The following is a 13,687-nucleotide window of genomic DNA, read 5'->3' as shown; positions in this document are numbered from 1 at the left end:
TCACCGGCTGTTCGGCTCTCAGCCGGTGATCACCGGCCAGGCGTAGGCGGCGAGGGCGGCGGCCGCGCCGAGCAGCGCCAGGCCGATACCGCGCGTGGGGATCGGCAGGGCGGCGAGGATCAGCAGAATGATCGCGATGACGTAGAGGACGGCCTGCACCGACATCTGATGCTCCCGACTACTGTGGACTGTTCACAATGGACAGCGCATCGATGCCCATCGGGGCTCGACGGCAAACACGGACCCGCCGCTCACGCGAGCGACAGCCGGTCCTCCTCCCCGCCGGGCCAGTGCACCACCACGGAGCCGTCGGCCCCGGCGGTCACCTCGGGAAGCTCCGGCGGCCACGCGGCGGAGAGCACGACCGCGGCCGCATACACCTCGCCGGCACGCACGGGTTCGCCGCTGGTGACGTACGGCACCGCCGAGTGGGCGCCGAACGCGTCGACGCCGGCGCGTTCGGCCATCCCGGCGAGTGGCAGCCCGAGCAGGCCGGTCACCGTCGTGGTGAGGCCGTCCGCACGGCGGGCGCGCGCCGTCGCCCCGTCGACCTCGACCGTGGGACGGGCGTCGGCGGCCACCGCGTAGCCGCCGATCCGCAGCGTCCACGGACCGCCCTCGCCGTGACGGTGGTCGACCCACGCGAGCCGCACCTCCACGGCGCCGCGCAGGACGGACGCCGTGGTGAGCCACGGCCCGGTGCGGAACTCCGGCTGGCGCGGCGGCCAGGTCCGCTCCGGCGCCGGCCCGACCGGCCAGTGCGCCCGGTGCCGCGACACCGCCACCCGGCCGCGGACCTCCAGCGGCCGCAACGGTCGCCGGTGCGACGGCCGGCCCAGCGGATCGACCAGCGTCACATGGTTGTCCACGAGGGACCCGTCGTACCAGGGACCGGCGTGCGTGCTGTACGCGTGCCGGGAGTACCCCGGGTCGTCGGTGGCGAGCGTCTCGTCGGCCGCGTGGTCGGCGCCGTGGTTCACGACCCGCACGACGCCGTCGGCGCGGGTCGCCGACACCAGCCAGCCCGGCACCGGCAGCGTGACCGCGACGTCGCCCTCCTCCACCGCGAGCGGCTCCTCGACGTCTGTCCACACGGGATGGTCGGCCGGCAGCACCAGCCCGGCGAAGCCCTTGCCCGACCAGTACGGCGACCCGGCACCGGTGTACGGCTGCCGGATCGGCTCGAACGCCCCGTACCAGCCGACCGGCAGCGGGTCGCGGGTGCGCGCGGAGAAGTGCTTCAGCACCCCGCTCGCCAGCCGCCGCGTGCGTCCCGGTGACAGCGGACCGGTGTCGAACACCGCGCCTGCCCACACCGGAGCGAGCGCCGCGTACCGGTACGTCAGCGACCGCCCCTGGTGCAGGGGCGCGCCGTCGGGCGCGTACAGGTGCTGCGCCGCGTCGAGGTACGCGCGGAGACGGTCGCGGTGCTTGATGTCGGGCTCGCCGGTGATCCGGTGGTACCACAGGGGGTAGAAGTTCATCGCCCAGCCGGCGTACCAGTCGAACTTGCGGCCGGTGTCCCTGCCCTCGTACCCGTCGGTGTACCAGCCGTCGCCGAGGTACCACCCGTCCATCGTCGCGGTGTTGCGCTCGATCTCCTCGGCCGACCACGGCCCGCCGACCGAGCGCAGGAACGCCTGGGTGATGTTCTGGAACCACAGCCAGTTGCACTGCGGGTAGGGCTGGCCGATCGTCTCGGCGAGCCACGCCACCACCCGTTCCCGCACCCCGTCGTCGAGCGCGTCCCAGATCACGTGCCGCGACTCGTGCAGGGCCAGCGCGATCGACGCCGCCTCGACCTTCGCCTGGTTGACCTCGGTGACCCGCGGCCACCGCTCCGGCGACGCGGGGTCGGTGCCGGCCGCGAGCCCCTTCGCGTACCACTCCGCCAGGCCACCGTCGTCCGATGTGGACAGTCGGAACCCGGCGGCGAGGAACGTGCGCGCGAAGCCCTCCAGCCCGTCGCTGCGCCGGCCCGAACTGCTCACCGGGCCGGGCAGGTCGATCAACGCGTGGCCGGGCGAGGCGTACGGGCGCACCGCGGCGAGGCCTCGGTCGGCCGCCGCTTCCCAGTGCGCCCGCGTCCACCCCGTATAGGGCGACAGCCGTCGATCTTCCGGAGTCACGGGTCGATCCTAGGCGGCGGACCGGCTCCACTGCTGGTTGGTGGCGGAGCTGTTGCACGTGTACTGGGAGATGTCGGTGCCGTCGCCGGTGCCGGAGCCCACCACGTCGAGGCACTTGCCGCTGTGCCGGGCCCGCAACTGGAAGTAGCTGCCCACGGTCACCATCTGGAACTGCTCGTTGGTACCGCCGCCGCACGAGTACTGGATGACGTTCGCCCCGTCGGCGGTCGACGAGCTCGCCACGTTGAGGCAGCGTCCGCTGTTCGAGTTCACGATGCGGTAGTAGCCACCGCCGGCGTCCTGGAACGTCCACTTCTGGTTGGCGCCGCCGTTCCACGTCCACGTCTTGATCTCGGCGTTGTTCGCGGTCGACGCGTTGATCACGTCCATCACCTTGCCGCTGTGCCGGGCGGTGAGCCGGTAGTAGGTCGCGTCGCCACCCCCGGTGATCACGCCGGTCGCGGTGTCGATGGTGATCTGCGGTGACCAGCTGAGGCTCATGCTCGTGGCCGACGGGAAGCCGATCGGCAGCCACACGTACTGCGAGTCGTTCACCGGTCCGCCCCAGGCGCCGGCCCACCGGTCGCCGAGGTACAGATAGCTCGTCGTCTGCGAGCCCTGCACCGGGAGCACGAACGTCGGCTGGGAGCTGAACGTGGTGCCGTCGCCGACGTTGGTGAACGCGCTCCACGGTCCCGCGATGTTCGACGCGGTGGCGTAACGGGCCTGGTTCGGGTTCCACCCGGTGGCGCCCGACGTCAGCAGGAAGTAGGTGCTGCCGCGCTTGAACATCGCCGGTGCCTCGCGGTGCCCGCCCGGCCAGAAGTTGCCCACCAGCGTCGACACGCTCAGGTAGTCGGCGGAGAGCCGGTAGATGTGCAGGTCGTAGTTGTCGCGGGCGGCCGAGATCATGTACGCGGTCCCGTTGTCGTTGAACAGCGTGATGTCGCGCGACATGTGACCGAGCGGCCGGAAGCTGCCGTGCCAGGTGTAGGCGCCGTCGACGGTCGCCGACGACGCGACCGCGGCCCGCGCCTCGCCGTAGTCCGAGCCGTTCTCCTTGTGCATCCACATGACGTAGCGCCCGGTGGAGGCGTTGTAGATGACCTTCGGCCGCTCGATGTTGGCGACGTTGAGTTCCGACGCCGACGACTGGGTCAGCACGTCGCCGCGGAACTCCCACGAGACCAGGTCGGTGGACCGGTAGGCCGACACCGCCCGGAACGTGTTGTTGGCGTTGCGGTTCTCGCCGAACCAGTAGTAGTACGAGCCGACCTTCAGCACCCCGCCGCCGTGCGCGTGCACCACGCTGCCGTTGGTGGCGCGGAACTGGGTGCCGTTGGTGACGGTCACCGGCGCCGCCACCGCCGGGGCGGCGTACGCGGTGGCGGCCACGACCACGAGCAGGGTGACGAGCAGCCGTCTCATGAGAGCCTCCTCCATCGACAGTCATGAGTGGAACGTTTCGCGGCGGTGACGTAAAGCTCACGAACAGACCCGCACCGATCCGTTCACAAACGTTCACGGTTACGATCGTGTTCGAATCGCTTCGACCATGTTCGGGCGATGGCGGCCGGGGGTGATCTCCCATAGACCTGCTGCATGCCCGGCAGGCCGAACGCGCTCCTGGTGATGGACCACGACACGTACGTCGCCCACTTCGACGCGGCCCGCCTCGACCGGCTGCGCGGCCTCGTGACCCCGGCCTGGACCGCCGACCTCGACTCCCCCGCCGCCCGCCGGCACCTGGCCCGCGCCGAGGTCCTGCTCACCTCGTGGGGAGCGCCCGGGCTCACCGCCGAGCGGCTCGACGCCGCACCCGCGCTGCGGGCGGTGTTCCACGCGGCCGGCAGCGTGCGCGCGCTGGTCAGCGACGACCTGTGGCGGCGCGGGATCGCGGTGACCAGCGCCGCCGACGCCAACGCGGTACCGGTCGCGGAGTTCACGCTCGCGGCGGTGATCTTCGCCGGGAAGAAGGCGCCGTTCCTCGCCGCCGACCCGGTCGCCAGGCAGCGGGGCTGGGCGCACCACGCCGGCTTCGGCGACCTGTCCAACTACCGGCGGACCATCGGCGTCGTCGGCTTCTCGCGCATCGGTCGCCGCGTGGTGCGGCTGCTCGACTGCCTGCGTCCCGTGCGGCGGCTGGTGGCGGACCCCTACGCCGATCCGGCCGAGGTCGCCCGGGCCGGCGCTGAGCCGGTCCCGTTGAAGGATCTTCTGACGCGGAGCGACGTGCTCACGCTGCACGCGCCCGAGACGCCCGGCACGCGGGGCATGATCGGTGCGCGGGAGCTGGCGCTGCTGCCCGACCACGCGACGGTCATCAACACCGCGCGCGGCAGCCTGGTCGACACCGACGCGCTGGCCGCGGAGTGCCGCGACGGGCGCCTCTTCGCGATCCTCGACGTCACCGACCCGGAGCCCCTCCCCGACGACCACCCCCTCCGGTCGATGCCGAACGTGATGATCACTCCACACGTGGCCGGCTCGCTGGGTTCGGAGATCCTGCGCCTCACCGACTCGGCCCTCGACGAGCTGGCCCGCTGGACGGCCGCCCAGCCGTTGCGGTTCGCGGTGACGCCGGAGACACTCCCCTTCAGCGCATAGGGGAGGACCGATGTTCCACGTCCAGCGCCAGGAGCGCCTGATGGAGGAGCTACGGCGGCTCGGCGCCGTACGCGTCCGGGACCTCGCGCCGCTGCTCGGCGTCAGCGAGCTGACCGTGCGGCGCGACCTCGCCGCGCTCGCCGAACGCAACCTCCTCACCAAGGTGCACGGCGGCGCGACGCTGCCGACCCGGCTGGCGCCCGCACCGCGCCGGCCCGCCGTGGTGCCGACCCGGTTCACGATCGGCATGGTCGTACCGTCGCTGGACTACTACTGGCCGCCGATCGTCACCGGTGCCCGCGCCGCCGCGGGCGCGCTGGGCGTGCACCTGCAGCTGCGCGGGTCGAGCTACGACCCCGACGAGGACCGGCGGCAGATCACCCGCCTCATCGACGCCGGCCAGGTGCAGGGGCTGCTGCTGGCGCCGAGCTTCGGCGACGGCACCGACCTGGTCGAGTGGATCTCCGGCCTGCCCGTGCCGACGGTGCTCGTCGAGCGGCAGGCTCCACGATGGACGGTGACCCGCCGGCACCTCGAGTGGGTGCGCAGCGACCACTCGCTCGGCATCGAGCTGGCGGTGCGGCACCTGCACCAGTACGGCCACCGCCGCATCGGGCTCGTGCTCTCCCGCGGCAGCCCCACGTCGGAGCACCTCGCCCGCGGCTGGGACGCGGCGTGCGCCGACCTCGGCCTGCCGGCCGACCTCGTGGTGCGCGAGTCGGTCGGGCTGGACGTACCCGGTCACCGCGCGATCATCGGGCGCATCGTCGACCGGTGCCGCGCGTCGGGCACCACCGCGCTGATCGTCCACAGCGACCCCGACGCGATGTCGGTCGCCCAGTTCTGCCACGAACGCGGCATCGACGTCCCCGACGACCTGGCCCTGGTCTCCTACGACGACGAGGTGGCGCACCTGGCCGAGCCGGCGCTCACCGCGGTGCGGCCGCCGAAGAGCCACGTGGGCCGGGTGGCGGTCGAGCTGATGGTGTCGCGGCTGCTGGAGGGCAACCGCCGGCCGGCGCAGCGGGTGCTCGTGACCCCGGAGCTGATGATCCGCGGCTCCTCGATCCCGGGACACCGCTGAACGAGCGCGAGAGGCCGGTCGCACTTACCGTTGAGACATGCTGCACGCGGCGCAAGGCATGTCGGACGGCGACTGGACGATCATCGCGGTGCTCGTCGGCATTCTCGCGATCGCCACGCTCATCGGCGCGGTCGTGCTCGCCCTGAAGGTGTGGAAGACGAAGAAGATGCTCGGCGACCTCGGCGCCGGCGGCAAGGTGGCGTTCTACGGTGCGCTCATCTACACGGTCTTCCCCGTCGACCTGCTGCCCGACCCCGTGTACCTCGACGACATGGGCGTGCTCACGGCCGCCCTGATCTACCTCACGAAGCTCTACCACAAGCGCCGCGCCGAGCAGCCCGGGATCAGGCAAGGCTGAACGCCTCCAGCGTCACGTCGAGCATCGCCTGCTGTACCGGGGGCGGGTAGGCGTCGGGGTCGGCGGAGGCCAGCGCGGCGGTGCCCTCCGCGAGCGCGATCAGCGCCAGCGCGACCGTCGTGGCCCGCTCGGGCGGCCAGCCTGACACGGAGACCACCAGCCGGGTGATCCGCTCGCGCCAGGCGCGGTTGCCGGCGCGGTGCAGCGCCACCAGGTCCTCGTCGGCGACGGCCGCGGCCAGGAAACCCGTCCAGACGACGCTCTCGGCGGCGGTCTCCGCGTCGAGGGCGAGGCCCTGGCTCAGCACCGCGCGCAGCGCCTCGCGCGGGGTGGCGGCGTGCGACTCCACCCGCTCCACCCGCTCGCGGGTGCGCTGGTGCAGCAGGTCGCGGGCGTGGCTCAGCAGCGCACGCCGGTTCGGGAACCGGTGCATGACCAGCCCCGTGGTGCAGCCCGCCGCGGCGGCCACGGCCCGGATCGTCAGCCGTTCCAGGCCCTGGGTCGCCAGCACGTCCCACACCGCCCGGGAGAGCCGCTCGTCGCGCGTCACCCCGCGATCGTAACAAGTGTTACGGTAACACCTGTTACGAGGAGGGCATGTGGACTGGATCATCGAGGAACGGCCGTGGGACGACCCGGTCGGCGCCGCCCTGCGCGCGGCACAACGGGCCGAACTCGACGCCCGCTACGGCTGCGACGACCACGAACCCGGGGCGCCACCGTCCGGCGACGACGTCTCCCACTTCGTCGTGGCGACGGTGACGGGACGGGCGGTCGGCTGCGGCGCCCTACGCCGGCTCGACGACACCAGCGCCGAGGTGAAGCGCATGTACGTGGTTCCGGAGTTCCGCGGCAGCGGCGTCGCGGGTGCGGTGCTCGCCGCGCTCGAGGCCGCGGCGAAAGAACGCGGTTGGACCACACTCCGCCTGGAGACCGGCACCCTGCAGCCCGACGCCCAGCGCTTCTACCGGCGGGCCGGCTACCACGAGATCCCGTTGTTCGGAAGCTACGTGGGGTCGGAGCTGTCGGTCTGTTTCGAGCGTCGGCTCTAGCCCGCATCTCCCGGAAACCTGCCACTCACCGCAACCACCTGCGCAAACTCGGGTGACCGACCGCACGATGAAGAGGTCACAAGGTCCACTGAACCGAGCCGGGAGCACCACCCATGCGCGTCCGTACCGCTGTCGTCGTCGCCGCTGCTTGCGGCCTGTTCGCCCTCTCCGGCTGCCAGCTCCTCGAGAAGGACGAGGACCCGGCCGCCGCACCCACCCCCGCCGCGTCGACGACGACGTCGGCCAAGGCCACCCCGACGAGCAAGGCCACCGGCGGCGCGAAGAGCGGCGACCTGCCGAACCCGTGCACGCTGCTCACCAAGGCCGAAGTCAGCACGATCTCGGGCGGCAAGGCCGTCACCCAGATCGACGAGGACGGCGAGAAGGACGGCGCGACCACCCGCTACTGCCAGTGGCAGCTCTCCGGCGGTCAGCTCGCGATCTTCCTGTCCAAGAGCAGCGCCTCGGAGTTCAAGCAGGCGCACGGCCAGCAGCAGAAGGTCACCGGCGTCGGCGACGACGCGCGCCAGGCGGACGGACACCTGTACGTGCTGCACGGCGACATCGTGATCGACGCCTACGCCCGGTCGAGCGGCAACGAGGCGGCCACGACCCAGATGGCGAAGAACGCGGCGCTGAAGGTGATCGACAAGCTCTGAGGCCGACTCGCGGGCGGGCGTCCACCCACCATCGGGGACGATGGTGCGCGTGGACGCCCGTTTCTGGTTCGACCCCAGCTGCCCGTACACGTGGGTCACCTCGCGCTGGATGCGGGAGCTGGAACGGCTCGACCTGCTGCGCGTCGAGTGGCGGGTGATGAGCCTGTCGGTTCTCAACGAGCACCGCGACGACGATCCCGAGGACGACCCGGAGGGCTACCTGTGGGGGCCGGCCCGCCTGTTCGCGGTGGTGCAGGACCGGTACGGGTCCGACGTGCTCGGCCGGCTCTACGACGTGTTCGGCGCGATGGTCCACGGGAGCGAGGACGGCTGGCGGCCGGCCGGCGACATCCTCACCGCGGCCGGCCTGCCCACCGACCTGGCCGACGTGATGGAGACCGACCGGTACGACCCGCTGCTGCGCTCGTCGCACGAGGCCGGCGTCGGCCTGGTCGGTACGCACGTCGGCACCCCGATCATCGCGGTCGACCTGCCGAGCGGCCGGCGGGTGGCGTGGTTCGGCCCGGTCATCTCCCGCGTGCCGCACGACGACGAGGCCGCCCGGCTCTGGCACGGCACGTTGATGGTCGCCGGTGTCGACGGCTTCCACGAGATCAAGGGGCGCGCTCCGGTCCTCTGATGGTGAATGTCCCGCGCCGACCGGACAGGTACGGGTGGGAGGGCCGATGGCAGACGAGTAGCAGCGGTTCGACGACCTGTACCGGGAGCACCATCAGGCGCTCGAGCGCTACGTGCGCCGGCGGGTCGACGACGACTCCGCCGCCGACCTGGTCGCGGAGATCTTCGCTGTCGCCTGGCGGCGGATCCACGACGTGCCGCGCGCCGACGCACGGTTGTGGCTGTTCGGCGTCGGCCGCAACGTGGTGGCCAACCACCTGCGCGGATCGGGCCGGGCGTACCGGCTGATCGAGAAGGTCGCCGCCAACACGGTGACGCAGGCCGACGACCACGCCGCCGCGATGGCGGTCTACCTGACCGAGAACCACCCGCCGGGCAACGGTCCGGCCGAGATCCTGGCCGCGATGGCCGACCTGGTCCGCGACCGGGTGCTCGGGCCGGCCCGGCGCGCGGCGCTGCTCCGGGTACTGGCCGAGGTTCCGGGCCTGATCTACCGGGGTGGCACCACCGACCGGGCCGGCCGGCGGGGCGAGGCGTTCATGCCGCCCAACCGCCACGGCGGCCTCGCCAGCGAGCGCACGCTCATCGTCGACCCGGTGACCGGCCGGCTGCTCGACACCGAGATCCTGCTCCTGGAGAAGGGCCGCCTCGACGTGCGGACGCCCTGCGTCTACCAGTACGAGATCCACACGGTGTCGGAGTTCGCCGACCCGTGAGCCGACCGGTGGCCGGTAGTGCTCTGTCGAGACCCGCGCCGATCTTGCACTTGTGGCCGCCCCTATTTACGGAAATGTCGCGTTTTGAAGGAGGCCACAACTGCAAGATCGGCGGGGAATCATGGTGGGGCGAAGCCGCCATCCAGCTCGGGCTACCGCCCGCCACTGTGCGTCATCGCACATCTGCCCACCAGGTCTGTGCCGGCCGTCCGCGAAGGGTCACTCACGGTGGCATCGTCCGGGCGATACGGCATCGGTGATCAACTTCTCTGGAACGAACGTGAAGTCACGCTGCACTTTTCTTCCAGAGAAGTTGATCGTCCCGGAACATCAGGTCGTTGAATCCGGCCAGACCGGATGCCGATGTTCGAACAGCGCTCAACAGCCGGCACACGAGTCATCGACGCGGGACGCTAGCCGACCGCCTCGATGAGGGCGTCGGCATCGGCGTCGATCTTCCGGCCGTCGACGTACGCGGTCGGCACCGAGGTGACCCCGGCCGCCTTCGCCGCGCTGGTGGCGTCGCCGACCCAGGTGACCCGCGCGCCGCCGATCACGCACTGCCGGAAACCGTCGCCGAGCCCGAGCGTCGCGCCGGTCGCGGCCAGCTGCTCGTCGGTGGGGCCGGCGGTGTCCTCCGGAGGCTGGTTGCGCAGCAGGTGACCGTGCAGCTCCAGCGTCTTCCCGCCCTCGTAGGCGCACGCCATGGCCGCGGCTGCCCGGGTGGCGTACCGGTTCTTCGAGCGGCCGTCGACGAACGCGACGGGGTGGATCGCCAGCGTGATCCGGTTGGAGCCGACGTAGCCGGCCAGCGCGCTCTCGGTCGCGGCCTCGAACGTGCTGCAGGGCGGGCACTGGTAGTCGACGTACACGTCGACCTTCACCGGTCCGCTGCCGACGGTGAGCCCGTCGCGGGGCGACGCTGGCGGGATCGTGGTGCTCTGACCGGGGTCGGCGGTCTTCTCGCCGTCGCCGTCGTCGCCGGACCGGGCCACCATGACCGCCGCGAACCCCACGACGACCAGCATGAGCACGACCGCGACGCCGGTGATCACGAGGATGTGCGACCGGTTCGAGGGCGGCGGCTGCTGCTGCGGGGCCTGGGGGTACTGCCCGTACGCCGGCTGCGGGCCGTACCCGGGCTGGCCGTACGCCGGCTGCTGGCCGTACCCGGGCGGCTGCTGGCCGTACCCGGGCTGGCCGTACCCCGGCTGCTGGCCGTAGTGGTCGTAGCTCTGCTGCTGCCAGCTCGGATCCTGACCGCCGGGGTGCATGGGCGCCATTATGGCCAACGTCCGCACACCCCAGACCCGCCTTCAGGACATCCGGCCCTGCACGTACCGGTGGAACTCCAGCGTCTCCCCGACGCTGCCGGGCGACGGCCGCTCGTCGGGGTCCCAGCCCAGGTCACGCTCGACGAGGGCCCGCTCGATCAGCGGCCGCCACCGGGGATCGACCGCCGTCTGTGCCCAGAGGAGGGCGGCCCGCTTCGAGGTCACCCGGCCCTCCACGTACGTGTTCAGCATCCGGCAGAGCGTGGTGACCGCGTACCGCTGGGCCCAGGCGAGGTCGAACGAGATCCAGCTCTCCATCTCCGTGACGAACCCGGGCACGTCGGCGCGCATCCGCTCGCGGAGCACCGAAGCAGGCACCGGGTCGACAAGCGTCGACGGCGGCGGGCCGACCAGGGTCACACCGCACTCGCGCAGCGACCACCGCACGACCTCGGTGTTGCAGTGGGTCGACCACTGCATCTCGCGCCAGCCGTTGTCGACGTAGAGCCACGGCCGGCCCAGCCCGTCGAGGGTGCGCAGCTCCGCGAGCACCGGGTACGAGCCCTCCAGCCGCTTCGCCCAGTAGTCGGGCCTCGTGGGGAACTCGTCGTGCAGGGCCCGCAGCGCGGCCTCCTGCTCCCCGGTGACCTGCCGGTGCACGGGGATCAGGAAGTCGCAGTCGCTGTGCGGGTCGGCGTCGCCGACGGCGAAGGAGCCCTGCAGGTAGGCGCCGACGAAGTCGGCGCCGAGGATCGCGGCGGCCCGCCCGGCCAACTCGGCCAGGACGGCATTCAGCTCCGCGAACGGCGTCGGTTCATGGTTTCTGCACATCCCAGGCCAGGATGACATCCTCTCCGGCGATATACGCGCAGCGGTTCGTCAACCGGAGCTCTTCCGTAGCGCGTCCCATATCGACAGCCGCGGACCCGGCGCCGAGCGACGGCGCCATCGCGACGACCAGCCGGTCGACGACGCCGGCGGCGAGCGCCGCGCCGATGACCCCGGCCCCGCCCTCGACGAGCACCGACCGCACGCCCTCGGCGCGCAGATCCTTCAGGACCGCGCCGAGGTCGAGGCCGTCCGGACCGTTCGGCATTTCGCGGACACCCACACCGGACGCGCGCAGCGCGGCCGCACGCTCTCCATCGGCGCCCGCGGCGGTGTACACGGTGGTGGCGGCGTCGTCGGCGAACACGCGCGCGGCGGGCGTCGTGCCGAGGTCGGGGTCGAGCACGACGCGCAGCGGCGACGCGCCGGCGACCAGGCGCACGGTCAGCCGCGGGTCGTCGCGTTCGACCGTCTCCGCGCCGACGAGCACGGCGTCGGACGCGGCCCGCAGCGCGTGCGACACCTTGTCGCCGGCGCGTTCGGCGAGGCGGCCGTCGACGGTCTGGGCGTAGGAGAGCACCACGTACGGGCGGTCGTCGCGCGGTTCGATGTCGCCGAGCAGCCTGGACACGTCGACCGGCGCCTCGGGAAGCTCGGCCAGCTCGTCGCCGGTCGGTGCGACGTGGCCCATCCGGTTGGCCTTGGTGCTGAGGTAGCCGGCGTTGCGGTGGTGGGCCGAGGTCGGGATCGCCGCCATCGCCTCCACCTTGATGCCGTTGGCGCGCAGGCCCTCGGCCTTCGCCGGGTTGTTCGACATCAGGCGCACCGCGCGCACGCCGATCGCGCCGAGCACGTGCGCGGCGTCGGCGTAGTCGCGGCGGTCGGCCGGCAGGCCCAGGCGCAGGTTCGCGTCGACGGTGTCGGCGCCGAAGTCCTGCTCGACGTACGCGCGCAGCTTGTTGACCAGGCCGATCCCCCGGCCCTCCTGGCCGGTGAGGTACAGCACGACGCCGCGGCCCTCGGCGGCGACCCGCCGCAGCGCGGTACGCAGCTGCACCCCGCAGTCGCACCGCAACGAGCCGAGCACGTCGCCGGTGAGGCACTCGGAGTGCAGGCGGGCGAGCACGGGCCCGTCGCTGGCGACGTCGCCCTTGATCAGCGCGAGGTACGGGTGGCCCTGCGCGGTCTCGAACACCCGGGTGTTGAACTCGCCGTACGGCGTGGGGATCACCACGGAACATACTTCTGTGGGGGTGTCGCTCTGACGCTGCGACGGCACGCTGGTTAGCCGTGGTGACTGAATCATGCGACCGTTACTACCACGTTTCATAAGCTCCCGACCACGTGAAGACATAGGGGTTAGTGAATGAAGGCACGCGCCGTGCGGTTTGTCGCCCCGCGCCAGGTCAGCGTCGACGACATCGAGCTACCGGACGCGGAACCGGGTCAACTCGTGGTGCGTACCTCCTATTCCGGCATCAGTTCCGGAACCGAAATGCTGGCCTACCGCGGCGAGCTCGACCCTTCGACCGATCTCGATGAGTCGATTTCCGCGCTGGCGGGAAATTTCGGATATCCGTTCAGTTACGGGTACAGCTGCGTCGGCGTCGTCGAGCGGGGGACGGCGTCGGTGCCGACCGGCTCGCACGTGTTCACGTTCCACCCGCACCAGGACCTCCTCGCCGTCGCCGAGGGCGACGTCGTCGTCCTGCCGTCCGACCTCCCGTTCCGGGTGGCCACGCTGTTTCCGCTGGTGGAGACCGCGTTGCAGCTGACGCTCGACGCCGGCTCCGTGTTCGGGGACACCGTGGTGGTGACCGGGCTCGGACCCGTGGGCCTACTCACGGCGCTGCTGCTGGAGCGGGCCGGCGCGCACGTGCTGGCCTCGGAACCGCGTCCGTGGCGCCGCGAGGTGGCCGCGTCCCTCGGGCTCGCCGCTGTCGATCCATCGGAGCTTCCCGCCGGTCGCGTGCCGCTGGTGGTGGAGTCGTCGGGTGTTCCGGCCGTCCTGGCGTCCGCCCTCGGGCTGCTGGCCCACGAGGGGACGGTGCTGGTGGCGTCCTGGTACGGCACCAAGCCGGTGCCGCTGCCGCTCGGTGGCGACTTCCACCGGCGGCGGCTCACGATCCGCAGCAGCCAGGTCTCGACGATCCCGGCCGCGTCGCAGGACCGGTGGACGCGCGAACGCCGCCGTTCCGAGGCCGCCTCGCTCCTGACTTCGCTGCCACTGGCCGCACTGGCGACGACCGAGTTTCCCGTCGACGACGCGGCTGAGGCTTATGCGTCGATTGACCGGGGAGACCCCGGCCTGATCCACGTGGCTCTGCGATATGAATAGTTC

At 71.8% G+C, this 13,687-nt stretch carries 15 protein-coding genes; 8 read left to right on the top strand and 7 right to left on the bottom strand.

Annotated features, from left to right (window positions below; genetic code table 11):
- Positions 1-18: 18 nt before the first annotated feature.
- The 3 genes from Voc01_RS16500 to Voc01_RS16490 form a co-directional block, all read right to left on the bottom strand.
- Positions 19-165 (bottom strand): hypothetical protein, encoded by a 147-nt coding sequence (locus tag Voc01_RS16500; protein ID WP_203928308.1) that lies wholly within the window; start codon positions 163-165, stop codon positions 19-21.
- A gap of 86 nt (positions 166-251) precedes the next feature.
- Positions 252-2,129: a DUF2264 domain-containing protein gene (locus Voc01_RS16495; protein WP_203928307.1), complete on the bottom strand. Its 1,878-nt coding sequence runs from the start codon at positions 2,127-2,129 to the stop codon at positions 252-254.
- 9 nt (positions 2,130-2,138) lie between these two features.
- On the bottom strand, positions 2,139-3,557 hold the full coding sequence (locus Voc01_RS16490; RefSeq protein ID WP_239160245.1) for an RICIN domain-containing protein: 1,419 nt from the start codon (positions 3,555-3,557) through the stop codon (positions 2,139-2,141).
- A gap of 174 nt (positions 3,558-3,731) precedes the next feature.
- On the opposite strand from Voc01_RS16490, the gene Voc01_RS16485 reads away from it, so the two are divergent.
- Genes Voc01_RS16485 through Voc01_RS16475 form a run of 3 tightly spaced genes read left to right on the top strand, consistent with a single transcriptional unit; the run spans position 3,732 to position 6,178 of the window.
- Positions 3,732-4,736: a hydroxyacid dehydrogenase gene (locus Voc01_RS16485; protein WP_203928305.1), complete on the top strand. Its 1,005-nt coding sequence runs from the start codon at positions 3,732-3,734 to the stop codon at positions 4,734-4,736.
- Between the two features lie 10 nt (positions 4,737-4,746).
- On the top strand, positions 4,747-5,820 hold the full coding sequence (locus tag Voc01_RS16480) for a substrate-binding domain-containing protein (RefSeq protein WP_203928304.1): 1,074 nt from the start codon (positions 4,747-4,749) through the stop codon (positions 5,818-5,820).
- A gap of 37 nt (positions 5,821-5,857) precedes the next feature.
- Positions 5,858-6,178 (top strand): DUF1232 domain-containing protein, encoded by a 321-nt coding sequence (locus tag Voc01_RS16475; protein WP_239160244.1) that lies wholly within the window; start codon positions 5,858-5,860, stop codon positions 6,176-6,178.
- Here Voc01_RS16475 and Voc01_RS16470 read toward each other — a convergent pair.
- Complete coding sequence (locus Voc01_RS16470) at positions 6,165-6,728, bottom strand: TetR/AcrR family transcriptional regulator (protein ID WP_239160243.1); 564 nt, start codon at positions 6,726-6,728, stop codon at positions 6,165-6,167. The genes Voc01_RS16475 and Voc01_RS16470 overlap by 14 nt on opposite strands.
- Positions 6,729-6,777: 49 nt before the next feature.
- Here Voc01_RS16470 and Voc01_RS16465 point away from each other — a divergent pair, with 49 nt between their 5' ends.
- The 4 genes from Voc01_RS16465 (at position 6,778) to Voc01_RS53090 (ending at position 9,244) form a co-directional block, all read left to right on the top strand.
- Complete coding sequence (locus Voc01_RS16465) at positions 6,778-7,230, top strand: GNAT family N-acetyltransferase (RefSeq protein WP_203928302.1); 453 nt, start codon at positions 6,778-6,780, stop codon at positions 7,228-7,230.
- Positions 7,231-7,343: 113 nt separating this feature from the next.
- Positions 7,344-7,889: a DUF3558 family protein gene (locus Voc01_RS16460; RefSeq protein ID WP_203928301.1), complete on the top strand. Its 546-nt coding sequence runs from the start codon at positions 7,344-7,346 to the stop codon at positions 7,887-7,889.
- 40 nt (positions 7,890-7,929) lie between these two features.
- A complete protein-coding gene (locus Voc01_RS16455) occupies positions 7,930-8,529 on the top strand; it encodes a mycothiol-dependent nitroreductase Rv2466c family protein (protein ID WP_203928300.1) in 600 nt (199 codons plus the stop codon).
- A gap of 76 nt (positions 8,530-8,605) precedes the next feature.
- Positions 8,606-9,244, top strand: coding sequence for a sigma factor (locus Voc01_RS53090; RefSeq protein WP_275423725.1), 639 nt, complete (start codon positions 8,606-8,608; stop codon positions 9,242-9,244).
- A 413-nt stretch (positions 9,245-9,657) separates the two neighbouring features.
- Here the strand turns inward: Voc01_RS53090 and Voc01_RS16445 are convergent, their stop codons facing one another.
- From Voc01_RS16445 to ribA, 3 genes are read right to left on the bottom strand one after another with little or no spacing between them, the layout of a single operon-like run.
- Positions 9,658-10,518 (bottom strand): DsbA family protein, encoded by an 861-nt coding sequence (locus Voc01_RS16445; RefSeq protein ID WP_203928299.1) that lies wholly within the window; start codon positions 10,516-10,518, stop codon positions 9,658-9,660.
- 42 nt (positions 10,519-10,560) lie between these two features.
- Positions 10,561-11,349, bottom strand: coding sequence for an aminoglycoside adenylyltransferase domain-containing protein (locus tag Voc01_RS16440; RefSeq protein WP_203928298.1), 789 nt, complete (start codon positions 11,347-11,349; stop codon positions 10,561-10,563).
- Positions 11,333-12,580, bottom strand: a complete 1,248-nt coding sequence (gene ribA / locus Voc01_RS16435) for a GTP cyclohydrolase II (RefSeq protein WP_239160241.1) — start codon at positions 12,578-12,580, stop codon at positions 11,333-11,335. The genes Voc01_RS16440 and ribA overlap by 17 nt, the downstream gene beginning before the upstream one ends.
- 132 nt (positions 12,581-12,712) lie before the next feature.
- On the opposite strand from ribA, the gene Voc01_RS16430 reads away from it, so the two are divergent.
- The gene (locus Voc01_RS16430; protein WP_203928296.1) at positions 12,713-13,684 is read left to right on the top strand and encodes a zinc-dependent alcohol dehydrogenase; all 972 of its coding nucleotides are present in this window, start codon (positions 12,713-12,715) and stop codon (positions 13,682-13,684) included.
- Positions 13,685-13,687: the final 3 nt, after the last annotated feature.

Source organism: Virgisporangium ochraceum (assembly GCF_016863655.1).
Classification (GTDB): domain Bacteria; phylum Actinomycetota; class Actinomycetes; order Mycobacteriales; family Micromonosporaceae; genus Virgisporangium; species Virgisporangium ochraceum.
Note: the sequence above shows the minus strand (reverse complement) of the source record. Positions and strands in the feature narration are given on the sequence as shown.

Coding starts and splice junctions, on each gene's coding strand:
- Voc01_RS16500 (WP_203928308.1), bottom strand. CDS start 165: ATGTCGGTGCAGGCCGTCCTCTACGTCATCGCGATCATTCTGCTGATC.
- Voc01_RS16490 (WP_239160245.1), bottom strand. CDS start 3,557: ATGAGACGGCTGCTCGTCACCCTGCTCGTGGTCGTGGCCGCCACCGCG.
- Voc01_RS16485 (WP_203928305.1), top strand. CDS start 3,732: ATGCCCGGCAGGCCGAACGCGCTCCTGGTGATGGACCACGACACGTAC.
- Voc01_RS16480 (WP_203928304.1), top strand. CDS start 4,747: ATGTTCCACGTCCAGCGCCAGGAGCGCCTGATGGAGGAGCTACGGCGG.
- Voc01_RS16475 (WP_239160244.1), top strand. CDS start 5,858: ATGCTGCACGCGGCGCAAGGCATGTCGGACGGCGACTGGACGATCATC.
- Voc01_RS16460 (WP_203928301.1), top strand. CDS start 7,344: ATGCGCGTCCGTACCGCTGTCGTCGTCGCCGCTGCTTGCGGCCTGTTC.
- Voc01_RS16455 (WP_203928300.1), top strand. CDS start 7,930: ATGGTGCGCGTGGACGCCCGTTTCTGGTTCGACCCCAGCTGCCCGTAC.
- Voc01_RS16445 (WP_203928299.1), bottom strand. CDS start 10,518: ATGCACCCCGGCGGTCAGGATCCGAGCTGGCAGCAGCAGAGCTACGAC.
- Voc01_RS16440 (WP_203928298.1), bottom strand. CDS start 11,349: ATGTGCAGAAACCATGAACCGACGCCGTTCGCGGAGCTGAATGCCGTC.
- Voc01_RS16430 (WP_203928296.1), top strand. CDS start 12,713: ATGAAGGCACGCGCCGTGCGGTTTGTCGCCCCGCGCCAGGTCAGCGTC.